The organism is Pseudomonas sp. F9001 (genome assembly GCF_013385435.1).
Taxonomy (GTDB): domain Bacteria; phylum Pseudomonadota; class Gammaproteobacteria; order Pseudomonadales; family Pseudomonadaceae; genus Aquipseudomonas.
The window spans coordinates 38,574-53,147 of the sequence record NZ_JACAPX010000032.1 but is presented as its reverse complement, the minus strand read 5'-3'; the positions used below and the strand labels follow the sequence as shown (position 1 = coordinate 53,147).

Here is a 14,574-nt window from a genome sequence, read left to right as displayed (position 1 = left end):
GCCGATTAAATGGTTTCCTCGAAAATCGCTACCGCCCGCACAAAACCGGCAGAGGCGTGTTTGATCTTGTAGGGGAAACAGGACACTTCAAAACCGTGGGCCGGCAGAGCGTCCAGGTTGGCCAGTTTTTCCATCTGCCCATAGCCGATGTCCCTTCCCGCCTTGTGCCCTTCCCAGATGATCGAGCTGTCACCGCTGGCCGCAAACCGCGCCCGGGTATGGCTGAATGGCGCGTCCCAACTCCAGGCATCAGTGCCTACCACCCGCACCCCGCGCTCCAGCAAATACAAGGTGCCTTCGCGGCCGATCCCCACGCCTGCGTCCAGGTAGCCCGGCTGGCCGAACAAGGCACCGGCACGGGTATTCACCAGCACAATGTCCAGCGGCTGTAACACATGGCCGATGCGCTGCAGCTCCGCCTCGATTTGTGCAGCGCTGATCACATGGCCGTCCGGCAGGTGGCGAAAGTCGAGCTTTACGCCGGGCCGCAGGCACCAGTCCAACGGGATCTCATCAATGCCATAGGCCGGCTTGCCGCCATCGGTGGTCGAGGCGTAGTGCCACGGCGCATCCATGTGCGTGCCGCTGTGGGTGGTGATGTCCAGGCGCTCGGCCGCCCAGGCCTCCTGGCCGGGCATATCGTCGATACACAAGCCCGGAAACATCGCGAGCAGCTCCTGGATACCGCCCTGGTGGTCGACGTACTCGATCTTCGGCAGCAGCGGTGGCGGGTCGGTATAGGGGTTGTTTTCAAGGGTGACCGACAGGTCCACCAGACGACGTTTGCGTTCAGTCATGAAAGCGCCTCTTGAGTGAGCAAGGTGGAGTCAACCAGGCGCTGGTCGATGGCGCCGAATACCGACTCGCCCTCGCTGTCCAGTGCTTCGATGCGTATGCGGTCGCCAAACTTCATGAATCCGGTCAGCGGCTGCCCGTGGTCAATCATCTCGATGGCCCGGCGCTCTGAAATACACGCCGAACCCACAGCGCGGTCGACATTGGACACGGTGCCGGAGCCAATGATGGTGCCGGCGCGCAAGCGTCGGGTGCGCGCGGCATGGGCGATCAGGTCAGCGAAGCTGAAGCTCATTTCAGCGCCATGGGGCGCACCGAACCAGCTCTGGTTCCAGGTGACGCTCAGGGGCAGGCACACCCGCCCGTTGTGCCAGGCGGCACCCAGCGCTTGCGGGGTGACGGCCACCGGCGAAAAACTCGACGAGGGCTTGGCCTGGAAAAACCCGAAGCCGGTGCTGACTTCATGCAGCAGGAAGCCCCGCAGGCTGACGTCGTTGACCAACAGCACCAGCCGCACGTATTGCAACGCCTGGTCGGCGGGGCAGCCCATCGGTACTTCATCGACGATCACGGCGAACTCGCCCTCAAAATCGATTCCGTGATTCACGTCCGGCAAGGGCACATCGTCGCAGGGCCCGAGAAAGTCGTCGCTGGCGCCCTGGTACATCAACGGAATGCGCTCATCGGCCATGGGCGGCAGGCTGAAGGCTTTTTGCAGCAGGTGCGCGTGGTTGAGAAACGCCGAACCGTCGCACCACTGATAAGCCCGGGGCAATGGCGCTGCGGCGTGTGTGGGGTCAAACGCAAACGACTCGGGCGCTTGCCCCAGATTAAGCAACTGGTAGTGCCGGCTCAGCACCGGCTCGGCCTCGGCCCAATTCTCCAGCGCCTGTTGCAAGGTCGCAAAAGGCGGAGCGATTACCGCATGGCGCAGGTCCCTGGAGACCACTACCAACTGGCCGTCACGCAGGCCGTTTTTCAACGTAGCGAGTTTCATCGAGCATTCCTCAAGGAATTAAACGGTTAATGCAGGACCATGTCGTCCGACACTTGAATCGGATCAAGCAGCCGCACACCGGCCAGCCACGGCGCGACCAGCGAAACCAGGGCCGCCAGCAGCAGGCCCCAGCCGACCATGGCCACCGCGCCTACACGCCCATCGGACACACCGGACAACGCCATGACCAATAACGGGCTGGCAAACTGGCCGCCGAAAAAGCCCGCGTTGAACAGGCCGGTGCCTTTGCCGCGGTGTTCGAAACTCAGGGTGGAAAGTGCCCAGCTGAGCACCGTGGGCAACGCCAGCCCGCCGCCCAGGCCGTTGACCATGACGGCGATGACCGCCGTGCGGTAGTAGACGGCGTTGGCCAGCAGCAAAATGCCGATGCCGGAGACCACAAACGCCAGCGCCAGCAGCAAGCCCGGCCCGAAACGGCTCAGACGCCGGAAGCACAGGGCACCGACAAACACCGCCGAATGGCCCAGGCCGATGGCCATGCCAATGCGCTGCGGTGAATCAATGCCGATGTGCTCCAGCAAGAAACCGGTTTGTACCGGAACAATGAAAAAACCCAGGGACGCCAGCACGGTCATGCCGCAAATCACCGACAGCGAGCGCAAGGGAAAACGCGTGCCCAGCGCCACTTCGACCGCCGCACTGGCGCCACGCAACGATTCGCGCAACGCCAGGTGCATCAACGGCGCAAGCAGCAGGCCCACGATGTACACCGCAAACGGCAGGCGCCAACCGTGCTCACCGATGATCCCGCCCAGCATGAAAAACGCCGTGGCCGAGAGTGAGGTGACGATGGTTTGCCACGACAGCAGTTGCACCCGGTCGCGGCCGTCGAAGTAGTCGCCGATCAGCGCGGTGCAGCAGGTCATGATTGCCGCTTCCGCCAGGCCCAGGCCGGCACGGCTGAGCAGGATCGCATCGAGGTTGTCCAGCACCAGCGGCAGCGGCCCGCAGATGCCATACAGCAACATCGCCAGCACCAGCAGGCGCTTGCGCCCGACGCGGTCGGAGAGCCAGCCGGCGAACGGCGAAAACAACGCGATCATCAGCGCCGGCAACGTCAGCACGATGGGCACGATCAGCCCCACGTTGGCGGTACCGGAAAAATGTTCGGCGATGCGCGGCAACACCGGGGCAATCAACACCCCGCCGAGAATCGGCAGGCAGCTGCCGAGCAACAACAACGGGCCTGATCCGCGCGGGCGAGGCGCGGGGGCAGCTTGCGAGGACGGGTTCATGCAGGGTTTCCTATTGTTGTTATCGGGTGTTCGGAAGGTGCATCAGGCAGCAGGAAATGCGCCAGGGCCGGCAGTAATACCAGTGCGCCGAGCATGTTCAGCAGGAACATGAAGGCCAGTAAAATGCCCATGTCTGCCTGGAATTTGATCGGTGAAAATGCCCAGGTGGCAACACCGACTGCCAGGGTGACACCGGTCAGCATCACCACTTTGCCAGTGAACAGCAGCGCCTGGTAATAGGCACGGGACAGGCTGTCACCCGCCTTGCGCCGCGCCAGCAAAATACTCATGACGTACAGCGCGTAGTCCACTCCTATGCCGACGCCCAAGGCAATCACCGGCAGGGTCGCGACCTTGACGCCGATGCCCAGCCACACCATCAGCACCTCGCACAGGATCGAGGTGAGCATCAACGGCAGAATCACGCAGACCACCGCCGCCAAAGAGCGGAAGGTCAGCAGGCACAGCACGATCACCGCGCCGTAGACCCAGTACAACATGTCGTGGTTGGCCTGCTTGACCACGATATTGGTCGCGGCTTCGATACCCGCATTGCCGGCCGCCAGCAGGAACTTCACGTCAGCGGTGTTATTGGCCTGGGCGAAGGCTTCGACTTCGTTCACCAGTCGCGTCAGCGTCACGGCTTTGTGGTCACGCAAGTAGGTGTAGAGCGTGAGGGTGTTGCAACTCTGGTTGAACAGCTCACGCGGTGCCCGCCCGGTGATGGAGTTGAGCAGCGCCTGGTTCTGTGTCAGGTCATACCACTTTGGGTTGCCTTCGCTCATGCCCACCAACAGGCTGCGGTTCAGGCTGGCCAGCGACGCCGTGGACTCCACGCCCGGCAGTTGGCGCAAGCGCCACTCCAGGGCATCCACGCGCATCAAGGTGGTGTAGTCGGAACAGGCGCCGTCAGGTGTGCGCACGATCACCGCGAACACATCGCTGCTGGCGCCGTAGTGAGCCACCATAAACCCGTTGTCGCGGTTATAGCGTGAGTCGGCCCGAAGCTCCGGGGCGCCGGCGTCAAGATCGCCGACTTGCAACTGCTGGCTGATCCACCAGCCGCCGCCGGCCAGCAATGCACTGACCATCAGCGTGCCGGTGGCCCAACGGCGCTGGGTAAAGCGGTCGAGGAACACCCACAACGGTTGCTTGCGCCCGTGCCGGTCAGCCTCTTCACTGCGCAGGCTGCGCGCGGCGGCCCGGGCACTGACGCCGCAATAGCTGAGGAGAATCGGCAACAGGATCAGGTTGGTGAACACCAGCACTGCAACGCCAATGCTGGCGATCAATGCCAGGTCCTGGATGACCTTGATGTCGATCAGCATCAATACGCCAAACCCCACCGCGTCACACAGCAAGGCGGTAAGGCCGGCGAGGAACAACCGCCGAAAGGTGAAACGCGCCGCCACTTGCCGGTGCATGCCGCGCCCGATGTCTTGCATGATGCCGTTCATTTTCTGTGCGCCATGGCTCATGCCGATGGCCAATACCAGGAACGGTACAAGCACTGAATAGGGGTCGAGTTCGAACCCCAGCAACGCCACAAGTCCCAGTTGCCAGACCACCGCAATCAACGAGCAGGCCATCACCAACACGGTGCTGCGCAGGCAACGGGTGAATGCGTAGAGCATCAGCGTGGCGATCAGAATCGCCGCCGCGAAGAACAGCAGTACCTGGCGCAACCCATCGATCAGGTCGCCCACCACTTTGATGAAACCGGTGATGTGAATTGTCAGCCCCTGGGCCTGGAACTCGCTGCGCAGTTGCTCCAGCTGTTGGGACAACGCGCTGTAGTCGAGGGCTTTGCCGGTTTGCGCGTCGATGTCCATCAAGGGCACGAAGATCAGGCTGGAGTGGCCGTCCAGGGCGATGGTCTGGCCGATCTCACCGGAGCGGGTGGCGTTGCGGCGCACCGTCTCCAGGCTGCTGGCCGAACCATCGTAGTCATCGGGGATCACCCGGCCGCCTTCCACGCCCTCCTCGGTCACCGCCATCCAGCGCATGTTGGGGGTCCAGAGGGACTTCATGAAGGGCCGGTCGACACCCGGCAGCAAAAATACTTTGTCGTTAAGACGGGCCAGCAATTCCAGGTAGTGCGCGTCGTAGATGGAGGAGCCAGGCGCTTCGACGGCGATGCGTACCGCGTTGCCCAACCCGGTGAGTTCCTTTTGGTTGGCCAGGTAATTGGCGATATAGGGATGCCCCGTGGGAATCATTTTTTCAAAGCTGGCGTTGAGCCCAAGGCGGGTGCTGGCGACGCCCAAGCCGAGGGTCAACAGCAGGCACAGCCACAGCACCAGGCTGCGATGGTTGAACAAAGCCCGTTCAATCAGCGAGCCGGAATGGCGGTCGAAGTCCTGGAGACTGTGCTCGGGGCCGCGCTGCAGGTCGAGCGGATTACGAAGATGCGTCATTGCCCGTTCACCTGTTCCAATCGCTTGATGCCGCGTGCGCCCACCACGACCCATTGGCCGTCGCCCGCTTGACTGAGGGAAGCCACTGCGCCAACGGCCGGCAGCCTTTGCTCACGTAAAGCAGTGCCTTCGGTACTGAGTAAAAGGTGGCCACTCTGGTCCGCGAGCATCACCCCAGCGCCGGCTGAACGCGCCGCCACCACGCTGCTGCTGAACGGGTTGTTCAGTGCCTGCCATTGCTGACCCTGATCGGTACTGCGCCAGACATTTCCGCGCAATCCCGCCACCAGGACCGTGCCATCGGCTGCCAGGTTCAGGGTAAAGAAACTGCCGTCATACGGGCTCGGCAACCGAACGAAATGCGCGCCGCCGTCTGCGGATGTCCACAAAGTGCCCTGCTCTCCTGCGATGTACATCCGTGGGCCTTGAGCAGCGATCGCGTACAGGTGATTGCCCGCCGGGTTGTCCAGGCGATCGACCCAGGACTGCCAGCTCGCACCACCGTCCTGGGTATGCAGGATCAGGCCGAATGCGCCCACCACAGTGCCTTCCCGCTCGTTGCTGAAATGCACCGACAGCCAGGGTTTGTCTGCGCCGTCTGCAATAAATCCTTGAGCCACCTTGAGCTGCCGCGCGGAGGGATCCGGGGTCGCACGCACGGCATCGAGCACGCGTTGGGCGGCGGCCTTGCCGTCCAGTTGGAGGTGCCAGCTTTCGCCACCGTCCACGGTGTGCAATACCACGCCAGCATGCCCCACTGCCCAGCCTTGCGAGGCGGTGGCAAAGCTGACCGAAGTCAGGCTTGCACTGGTGGGTACCGGCACCTGGCGCCAATGTTTGCCGCCGTCGTCCGAAAGCACGATCAAGCCCTGCTCACCGACGGCCACCAGGCGTTTTCCAGCCTGGGCGATATCGATGAGAACCGCCTGGGTCGGCGCCGCCACCTGCAACGCCGGACGCTGCAGTACATCACTGACGGGGGCCTCGGCGGCATGGCCTGCCAGGCAGATAGCCAGCACGCCCAGCGCCAGCCATACGGGTTGCCCACGCATCAACGCACACCATCGGCAGCCAGGCCGTCCGGGCTGAAATCACTGTCGGGGAACGGTGCGACCACATCGTTGTGCACGCGTTTTTCGGTGACCACGTTGTGGGCCATCCAGGCTCCGGTCTGCAGGTCGTACTGGCCATACAAGCCACGCACCAGCCCCGGCAATTGCGGCATCAGGTACGGCAGTTGAAAGTAGGTGCGCCACAGTTGGTGGTTGGCGTCCCAGCTGTCGCCGAGTACGGCCATCCAGGTGTCTTCGTCTACGTAGAAGCGGCGCTTGGGCATGCTGTGGCGTTTGCCGGCGACCAGGTTGCCTTCAATCACCCACACCCGATGCAGTTCCCAGCGCATGTGGTCGGGGTTGAGGAAGCGCTCGCCAAGGATCGCGTCGTCCTTGGCCGGTTGCAGGATCTTGTTACTGTTGTAGGGGATCAGCATTTCCTGCTTGCCGACGATCTTCCAGTCATAACGGTCGAGCGGGCCGGTGAATACCGAGACCTCGTCGAAGTTGGCCACGCCCGAACTGGTGGGCGTGGGCGTGTCGTAAGACGACACCGGCAGTTTGCGCACACGGCGCTGGCCAGCCAGGTAGACCCAGGATTGCGGGCCGCCGTTGGCGTAATCCAGCGGCTCACGGCCCAGCAAGGCTTCACCGGCACGTTGCGGCGGGCCGAGGTTGACCAGGCGGGTCATCCAGTACACCCCTTTGTATTCGGGTTTACCGTCCTGGAAGTAATACGGCATCTCGCGCTGCGCCTGCACTGTGGCTGAAAGAATGCGCTGGCCGCTGGCGGTGATCACGTACACGTTGTAGTCGTTCTTCCAGGCCACGCCGCGCCAGCTCAGGTGATGGTTCCAGATCACTTCGGCGCCGGTAGTCGGGATCGGGAACGGAATGCCGCCACTGGCGCCTTCCAGCGTGTTGCCCTCGTGGGTGAGGTGCGCGCCTGTGGCGTTTTTCAGGGTGTTGTCGTAGACCCATTGCGGCGCGGCGGCGGTGCGCCGGCTCGGGTACACGTCGATGCGGTAGGTCGGGTATTTGGCGAACAACGCTTTTTGCCCGTCGCTGAGTTTGTCGGCGTACTGCGCGACGTTTTGCGGGGTGACCGAGTACAGCGGTTTGTCACTGGCAAAGTAGTCCGGCAGGCGCGGGCCCGGGTTGACGCCAGCCGGAACCTGGGTAAAACCCTTGTCCCATGCGGGAATACTGCCATCGGCGTTGCCGGCGCGCTCGGCGCCCAGCGGGGTCAGCGTGGACTTCAGTTGCTGGGCCTGGGCGTCGGTTGCAGCCCAGCCTGCGGGCGCGACGGCCACCAACAGACCCGCGAGCATCAACGGTTGGAGTTTCATGAAACGCACCTCTGTTTATTGTTGTTATGCAGCCACGATCAAAATGATCGCTGGACGGTAAAGGCAATAAAGTCGCGGTCCTTGAGCGGTTGCCCATAGGTGTTGGCGTTCCGGCTATCGAGGAAGTTGTCGCTGCCGCCGATGTAGTGCGTGTAGTTGAGGCCGGCCTTCCAGGTTTGCAGGTACTCAAGCTGCAGGCCGATGCTCACATCGCCGCCTTTGTCGCCCACACCGTTGTTGAATTTGCTGATCACCGACGAGCGCCCTTTCGGGTTGTAGCCCAGGCCCAGCGGCACACTCAGGTCGACGCCGGGGTACACCTGGAAGAAGTTGGGGGTGAAGCTCATGCGCAGGCCCCAGGCATCGCGCTCGCTGTTGGGGTCGAGCGCGGCAGCGTTTTTGGTGATGCTGGTGCGCCGGTGCCAGGCCACTTCACCCGCCAGGCTGGCAGAATCCCAAATGCCGTTGCTGTTGAACGAGTAGAGGCTGGAGAGCTGGGCATGCAGCGAGTTGCCCACGGCGTACAAGGCATGGCTGGCGTTATCTCCCAGGCCCGTCGGGTTGGCCTGGGACACGCTCACCAGCGGCGTATTGCGCCGTACCGAGACTTCACCGGCAACGTTGGCATCGCCCACCGAGGTGCTGAAGCTGGCGCCAAATGCGCGAATCCCTTCGGCGTACACCAGTTGGTATTCGCCCAGTTGACCGGTCAACGGGTTGGGCCCGCCGGGATTGGCGCGGGTGTAAATCATCGGATCCTTGGCGTGATAGCGGATCGCATAGAGACCAAAATCGGTGTTCCAGTCTTCAGGCGAAAACCGCAGCGACAGACCGTACTGGCCCTTGTCGTCCGCCTTGATGTCCTTGCCGTGAAAGAACGCCAGCGGTTGTTGGTTGGGGCCGATCGGGCCACCCACAATCAAGCGTTCACCGCCCTCGCCCACCACATCCGAGGTGGAAAAATAGCTGCCTACGGCGGGGATGCGGTTCTCTTCCCACGCAAACTGGTAGTACGCCGCCACCGAGACGTTCGGCCGCAACTGAACCTGCCCGGAGAATTGATTGACCGGGCGAATCAATTCCTTGAACGGTGTATTGGGTACTGAGGTGGCCTTGATGATGTCCACCGGTGCTTGCCCGCCCGCAATGCCGTTGGCCCCGAAGAACAGGCTTTCGCCCCACAACACGGTGTGCCGGCCCAGGCGGAAGCTGGTGGGCAGCTCGCCGAGGTTGCCCTTGCCGAAGACAAACGCATCGAGGATCTCGGCATCGCTGCCGTGAAGCTTGCGGGTGTCGTCCGTGAAGTGGTCATGGCTGACTGAGCGCTGGTTAGCGGTGGCCGGCGAATCGTTGTCGTTGCTGCCTTCATACACGCTGTCATACCAGCCGGCCGCACTGACGCGGGCGCCGAAGTTGTTATAGCGCGCATCAAATTCGGACAGGATATTCAGCCGGTTAGAGATCAGGCCCTTGTCGAAGTTACGGTCGCTGTCGTCCTGGTTAACCGTGCTGACGAGTTTGCTGTCCCGGTCCTTTACGCGCCACGCAGCGTTGTACTTGAGGGTGTTGTCCCAGCGCAGACGCAAGTCTGAATCGCCAGTGTCGATTTCAAATGCACCCGCGTGATGGACCCAGCCCACTGCGGCAAGCGCTGCGGCAAGGGTGGCCCACTGGCAAGGCGGCCGGACGCTGCTCATACGGTCCCGTTTCATCAATACCAACCTCTGACTTGTTATTTTTGTCTTGAAAGGTCTTTTGAGAACCGGCGCTCCTGCCGCTTCTGGAATCGATAATAGGGAGGGCCAAACAATCCGAACAATCGATTATCGGGATGCCATCCATCCAAAAAAAGTGATACAACGCGCCATACTCATCTGGAGGCAAGGCCATGCGCTTTCATCACCTGGATTTGAATTTGCTGGTGGTCCTCGACACCCTGCTCACCGAACAGAACATCACGCGCGCAGCGCAGCGCCTGAACGTCAGCCAGTCGGCGGCCAGCGGCTTGCTGGCGCGGTTGCGCGATTACTTTGATGATGAGTTGCTGGTGCAGGTGGGGCGCAAGATGTTGCCCACGCCACTCGCCCAAGGCCTGGCCGAGCCGGTGCGTCGAGTGCTGCTGGATATTCAATCGACGATCGTCAACAAGCCCGAATTTGACCCGCTGACCTGCAAGCGCCACTTCAAGTTGATCGCCACCGACTTTGTGACCACGGTCATTCTCGGCCCGCTGACCCAACGCCTGCAGCAACGGGCGCCGTACATCACCCTCGACATCCAGCACGCCTCCGATCACTACAACCAAATGCTGACCCAGGGCGAGGTGGACTTCGTGATCATGCCCGATCAGTACCTGTCGGATCTGCATGCCAAAGAGTTGTTGTTCGAGGATGACTACCAGTGTGTGGTCTGGTCGCAGAACAGCCTGGTGGGAGAGCACCTCAGCCTGGAGCAATACCTGAACCTGGGGCACATTGCGGTCAACTTCGGCAGTGCCCGCGAACCCAGTTTCAGTGAAAAAATCCTTCAGGGTTATGGCCAGGCGCGCCGGGTCGAGTTGACCACCAGCAGCTTCAATACGGTGCCGCATCTGCTGGTGGGCACCCAACGGGTCGCGGTGATCCCGAGAAGCCTGGCGACCTTGTATGGCGACTTCCTGTCATTGCGCGCACTGGCGCCGCCCTTTGAATTGCCGCTGCTGCGCGAATTCACCTTGTGGAACAAAGTGCTCGACAGCGACCCGGCGCACCGCTGGATGCGCCACTTGCTTCAGGAAGTGGCGGCGGAATACAGCGAGCGCGTGGCCGGGTTGTTCAACGGGTCGCGATGATGAACAGCCGAGGGAAAGGCAGCAGTACGGTGCCATCGGCCAGCGCTGGATAAGCCTTGGTGATCCGCGCCAGGTACTCGTCGAGGAAGGCGTTCCTTTCTGACTCGGTCAGGGGCGCCAGGAACGGACGCAATGCCGACCCCTTGAACCACTCCACCACCGCGGCAGAACCTGCCAGCGGGTGGTGGTAAGTGGTGCGCCATACATCCACGGTGGAACAGTGTTGGCTCAGCAACTCAAAGTAGTAGCTCGCGGTATGGCGTTCATTGTGTTTGACGCTGCCGATCTTTGCGGCCCACGGGCCGTCCGCCGCGACTTCCCGCGCCAGCTTGTGGGCCGGCTCGTCAAGATTGTCGGGCGTCTGCACCGCCAGGGTGCCGCCGGAGGTCAGTTGATTGACTAAATGCGGATACAGCGTGGCGTGATCAGGCAGCCATTGCAGCGATGCATTGGCGAGGATGACGTCAAATTTCTGCACGGGGTTCCAGGCGCCGATATCCGCCAATTCGAAGTTCAACGCGGGTAGGCGCTTGCGGGCGTCGACCAGCATGTCATCGGAACTGTCCATGCCGGTGACCACTGCCTGCGGAAAGCGCTCAGCCAGGACTTCAGTCGAGTTGCCCGGGCCGCAACCCAGGTCGACGGCGGTGCGCACGTCACCCTCAGGGATGGCCGCTACCAGATCCCGGACGGGACGAGTGCGCTGTTGTTCGAACATCGAGTATTGCTTGGCTGACCAGGTCATTGCGGCATTCCTTCTTCTGTGAGGAGTGAGGACAGCCTAAATCTTGTGATCCATGAGAACAAATGCCACGATTGATCATCTCCCATACCTGAAAAGTATCCCTATGCTGGAACTCAGGCAGCTCAGGGCCTTCGTCGCGATTGCCGAAGAAGGCTATATCACCCGCGCGGCAGAACGTCTGGGCATGCAGCAACCGCCGCTGACCCGCCTGTTGCAAAGTCTTGAAGCCGAGTTGGGTGTGGTGCTGATGGAGCGCCTGCCACGAGGCGTGCGCCCGACCACTGCGGGGCTGGCCTTGCTGGAAGAGGCGCGGCATATCTTGGCCAGCGTCGATGGTGTGGCCGACATTGTGCGCCGCGCCGCCCGAGGTGAACGCGGACGCCTGGCGATTGGTTTCACCAGCTCTGCCGCCTTGCATCCGTTTGTGCCCAGCGTACTGCGCCTGTTTCGGGAAACCTTTGTCGGCGTTTCAGTGGTACTGGAAGAAGCCGGTACCGGTGAACTGCTGGACGCGTTGCTGCACGAAAAGCTCGACGCGGCGTTCATTCGCTCGCCGCTGAGCGGGACGCAGGCGTTGCAGGACCAGCCAATTCTGGTGGAGCCAATGTTGCTGGCGCTGCCTACCGACCACCCACTGGCTATCAACCCGTCGACGCCGCTGCCGTTGGCGGCATTGGCCACCGAGGCGTTTGTGCTGTATCGGCGCCGGGTAGGGCTTGGGTTGTATGACGCGATTCTGGTGGCGTGTCGCGAAGCGGGTTTCAGCCCGCAAGTTGTGCAAGAGGCGCCGCGCATGACGGCGACGTTGAGCCTGGTGGCTGCAGGGCTTGGGGTTTCGATTGTGCCTGCCTCAATGCAACGGTTGCGGGGCGACGGGATTGTTTATCGGGAGCTTTCGGAGTGCCGGAGCCTGGTGGCGCCGTTGCACCTGGCTACCCGGGTAGGTGATACGTCGTCGGTATTGGAGAGGTTTCGGGAGTTGGTGGTGAGCGCCGCTTCTACTGACGTTTAGCGGATTGCCGTGTCCGCAATGAAAAACCCCCGGGGCCAAGGCCACCGGGGGTTTTCTGGTGTTACGCGACAGTTCTGGGTCTCAAGCGACCTTAGAACGGAATATCGTCATCAAAGCTGTCGAAGTCGGCTGCCGGCTGAGGAGCGGCCTGCTGTGGCGCTGGACGCGACTCACGCTGTGGCTGCTGGGTTGGCTGCGGACGGGACTGCTGCTGTGGACGCGGCGCCGAGTTGGACATGCCGCCCTGGCCCTGTTGGTCGCCCTGTGGACGGCCGCCCAGCAGTTGCATGGTGCCTTGCATGTCGACCACGATTTCGGTGGTGTAACGCTTGATGCCGTCTTTTTCCCACTCGCGGGTTTGCAGCTTGCCTTCGATGTAGACCTGCGAACCTTTGCGCAGGTATTCACCGGCGATCTCTGCAACCTTGCCGAACATCGACACACGGTGCCATTCGGTTTTCTCGACCTTCTGGCCGGTTTGCTTGTCGGTCCACTGTTCGCTGGTCGCCAGACTCAGGTTGGTCACGGCGTTACCGTTCGGCAAGTAGCGAACTTCGGGATCCTGGCCGCATGTACCGACCAATATGACTTTGTTAACCCCACGGGCCATAACGTTCTCCTAGGCTGGGCGCGCTGTCGGCACTGGGTTGACCAGTTGCTCGAGCGTCGCGCGATCCAATAATTCGGTGTCCAATTTGATGTAAATGGCCGCCTCTTCAGCAACCACGACTGCATCTGTTACCCCAACGACGGCCTTCAGGCGCTCTACCAGACCGGCTTCACGAATCGCTTCGGGCGATAACGGCAGACGCAGGCTTGTGACGTATGGGGGTTCGCGCATGGTAACAGCAAAGGCCAGCCAAAGTGCAGCCAGCCCGGCGCATCCAAGGAACACAACCGACAAACCGCCATGCTGGAACATCCAGCCGCCCATGATCCCGCCCAGTGCAGAACCGAGGAACTGGCTGGTGGAATACACGCCCATCGCCGTGCCTTTGCCGCCGGCCGGTGAAACCTTACTGATCAGCGAAGGCAGTGAAGCCTCCAGCAGGTTGAACGCGGTGAAGAACACCACCGTGCCGATCACCAGCGCCCGCAGGCTGTCGCCGAACTGCCAGAAGAATAGCTCAGTGAGCATCAATGTCGCGACGGCGCCCAGCAGAACTCGTTTCATTTTGCGTTTCTTCTCGCCATAGATGATGAACGGGATCATGGCGAAGAACGAAATCAGCAGCGCGGTCAGGTACACCCACCAGTGCTGCTCCTTGGGCAGCCCGGCTTTTTGTACCAGGGCCAGGGGCAAGGCGACGAAGCTGCACATCAGCATTGCGTGTAATACGAAGATACCCAAATCCAGGCGCAACAGGTCCGGGTGCTTGAGTGTCGGCAGCAATGCCTGCTTGGCGACGCCCGACTCACGGTGCTGCAACGGCCCCGTGGAATGCGGAACCATGAAGGCGACAATCACGATGCCGAACAGCGCCATGCCACCCGTCGCCAGGAACAGGCCGTGCAAGCCGAACGCGCGGGTCAGCAGCGGGCCGACTACCATCGCCACGGCGAACGAAAGACCGATGGTCATGCCGATCATCGCCATGGCCTTGGTACGGTGTTGTTCGCGGGTCAGGTCGGAGAGCAGTGCCATGACGGCGGCGGAAATCGCGCCGGCGCCTTGCAGGACGCGTCCGGCGATCACGCCCCAGATCGAGTCGGCATTGGCCGCAAGCACACTGCCCAGGGCGAAGACGATCAGGCCGAGGTAGATCACCGGCCGGCGGCCGATGCGGTCGGAAATGACGCCGAACGGAATCTGAAACAGCGCCTGGGTCAGGCCATAGGCGCCAATCGCCAGGCCGATCAGGGCCGGGGTCGCTCCTGCGAGATCCATTCCATAGGTTGCCAGCACCGGCAACACCATAAACATGCCAAGCATACGGAATGCGAACACCAGGGCCAGACCGCTTGCTGCGCGGGTCTCGCTGCCACTCATGCGTTCGCTGTGGGGATCGTGCATGGATAAACCTCGTGTGAACCGGCGGCGATTCTACCAGTCCCATCGATTGAGAGGGTATATGCGGCGCTTTGCCGCGCAGCTTTCATGTAAGGCTGCACCCGGCACTT

The 14,574-nt window shown here is 61.9% G+C and carries 12 protein-coding genes; 2 read left to right on the top strand and 10 right to left on the bottom strand.

Annotated features, from left to right (window positions below; all coding sequences use genetic code 11):
• Positions 1–5 precede the first annotated feature (5 nt).
• From HX818_RS24905 to HX818_RS24875, 7 genes are read right to left on the bottom strand one after another with little or no spacing between them, the layout of a single operon-like run.
• A complete protein-coding gene (locus HX818_RS24905) occupies positions 6–797 on the bottom strand; it encodes a cyclase family protein (RefSeq protein WP_177020912.1) in 792 nt (263 codons plus the stop codon).
• On the bottom strand, positions 794–1,792 hold the full coding sequence (locus tag HX818_RS24900; protein WP_177020911.1) for a fumarylacetoacetate hydrolase family protein: 999 nt from the start codon (positions 1,790–1,792) through the stop codon (positions 794–796). The genes HX818_RS24905 and HX818_RS24900 overlap by 4 nt, the downstream gene beginning before the upstream one ends.
• Positions 1,793–1,818: 26 nt before the next feature.
• Positions 1,819–3,048 (bottom strand): MFS transporter, encoded by a 1,230-nt coding sequence (locus tag HX818_RS24895; RefSeq protein ID WP_177020910.1) that lies wholly within the window; start codon positions 3,046–3,048, stop codon positions 1,819–1,821.
• Positions 3,045–5,465, bottom strand: coding sequence for an RND family transporter (locus HX818_RS24890; protein ID WP_177020909.1), 2,421 nt, complete (start codon positions 5,463–5,465; stop codon positions 3,045–3,047). Before HX818_RS24890 ends, HX818_RS24895 begins: the two co-directional genes overlap by 4 nt.
• Positions 5,462–6,517 (bottom strand): YCF48-related protein, encoded by a 1,056-nt coding sequence (locus HX818_RS24885; RefSeq protein WP_177020908.1) that lies wholly within the window; start codon positions 6,515–6,517, stop codon positions 5,462–5,464. The genes HX818_RS24890 and HX818_RS24885 overlap by 4 nt, the downstream gene beginning before the upstream one ends.
• Complete coding sequence (locus tag HX818_RS24880) at positions 6,517–7,866, bottom strand: DUF1329 domain-containing protein (protein ID WP_177020907.1); 1,350 nt, start codon at positions 7,864–7,866, stop codon at positions 6,517–6,519. Before HX818_RS24880 ends, HX818_RS24885 begins: the two co-directional genes overlap by 1 nt.
• A gap of 38 nt (positions 7,867–7,904) precedes the next feature.
• Positions 7,905–9,578: a DUF1302 domain-containing protein gene (locus tag HX818_RS24875; RefSeq protein ID WP_256346378.1), complete on the bottom strand. Its 1,674-nt coding sequence runs from the start codon at positions 9,576–9,578 to the stop codon at positions 7,905–7,907.
• Between the two features lie 176 nt (positions 9,579–9,754).
• On the opposite strand from HX818_RS24875, the gene HX818_RS24870 reads away from it, so the two are divergent.
• Positions 9,755–10,696 carry a LysR family transcriptional regulator gene (locus HX818_RS24870; protein WP_177020906.1) on the top strand — a complete coding sequence of 314 codons (942 nt, stop codon included), beginning with the start codon at positions 9,755–9,757 and terminating at the stop codon, positions 10,694–10,696.
• On the opposite strand, the gene tam is transcribed toward HX818_RS24870, so the two are convergent.
• Complete coding sequence (tam, locus tag HX818_RS24865) at positions 10,680–11,441, bottom strand: trans-aconitate 2-methyltransferase (RefSeq protein ID WP_177020905.1); 762 nt, start codon at positions 11,439–11,441, stop codon at positions 10,680–10,682. The two genes, HX818_RS24870 and tam, sit on opposite strands and share 17 nt — an antisense overlap.
• Before the next feature lie 103 nt (positions 11,442–11,544).
• On the opposite strand from tam, the gene HX818_RS24860 reads away from it, so the two are divergent.
• A complete protein-coding gene (locus HX818_RS24860; RefSeq protein WP_177008886.1) occupies positions 11,545–12,453 on the top strand; it encodes a LysR family transcriptional regulator in 909 nt (302 codons plus the stop codon).
• A gap of 91 nt (positions 12,454–12,544) precedes the next feature.
• Here the strand turns inward: HX818_RS24860 and HX818_RS24855 are convergent, their stop codons facing one another.
• Together HX818_RS24855 and HX818_RS24850 are read right to left on the bottom strand one after the other, a co-directional pair.
• A complete protein-coding gene (locus HX818_RS24855; RefSeq protein WP_003210042.1) occupies positions 12,545–13,063 on the bottom strand; it encodes a single-stranded DNA-binding protein in 519 nt (172 codons plus the stop codon).
• A 9-nt stretch (positions 13,064–13,072) separates the two neighbouring features.
• A complete protein-coding gene (locus HX818_RS24850; RefSeq protein WP_008436436.1) occupies positions 13,073–14,467 on the bottom strand; it encodes an MFS transporter in 1,395 nt (464 codons plus the stop codon).
• Positions 14,468–14,574 lie beyond the last annotated feature (107 nt).

Bases quoted from the DNA above. Each gene is read 5' to 3' on its own strand.
- HX818_RS24885 (WP_177020908.1), bottom strand. From the start codon at position 6,517: ATGCGTGGGCAACCCGTATGGCTGGCGCTGGGCGTGCTGGCTATCTGC.
- HX818_RS24850 (WP_008436436.1), bottom strand. From the start codon at position 14,467: ATGCACGATCCCCACAGCGAACGCATGAGTGGCAGCGAGACCCGCGCA.
- HX818_RS24890 (WP_177020909.1), bottom strand. From the start codon at position 5,465: ATGACGCATCTTCGTAATCCGCTCGACCTGCAGCGCGGCCCCGAGCAC.
- HX818_RS24900 (WP_177020911.1), bottom strand. From the start codon at position 1,792: ATGAAACTCGCTACGTTGAAAAACGGCCTGCGTGACGGCCAGTTGGTA.
- HX818_RS24880 (WP_177020907.1), bottom strand. From the start codon at position 7,866: ATGAAACTCCAACCGTTGATGCTCGCGGGTCTGTTGGTGGCCGTCGCG.
- HX818_RS24860 (WP_177008886.1), top strand. From the start codon at position 11,545: ATGCTGGAACTCAGGCAGCTCAGGGCCTTCGTCGCGATTGCCGAAGAA.
- tam (WP_177020905.1), bottom strand. From the start codon at position 11,441: ATGACCTGGTCAGCCAAGCAATACTCGATGTTCGAACAACAGCGCACT.
- HX818_RS24870 (WP_177020906.1), top strand. From the start codon at position 9,755: ATGCGCTTTCATCACCTGGATTTGAATTTGCTGGTGGTCCTCGACACC.
- HX818_RS24875 (WP_256346378.1), bottom strand. From the start codon at position 9,578: ATGAAACGGGACCGTATGAGCAGCGTCCGGCCGCCTTGCCAGTGGGCC.
- HX818_RS24905 (WP_177020912.1), bottom strand. From the start codon at position 797: ATGACTGAACGCAAACGTCGTCTGGTGGACCTGTCGGTCACCCTTGAA.
- HX818_RS24855 (WP_003210042.1), bottom strand. From the start codon at position 13,063: ATGGCCCGTGGGGTTAACAAAGTCATATTGGTCGGTACATGCGGCCAG.
- HX818_RS24895 (WP_177020910.1), bottom strand. From the start codon at position 3,048: ATGAACCCGTCCTCGCAAGCTGCCCCCGCGCCTCGCCCGCGCGGATCA.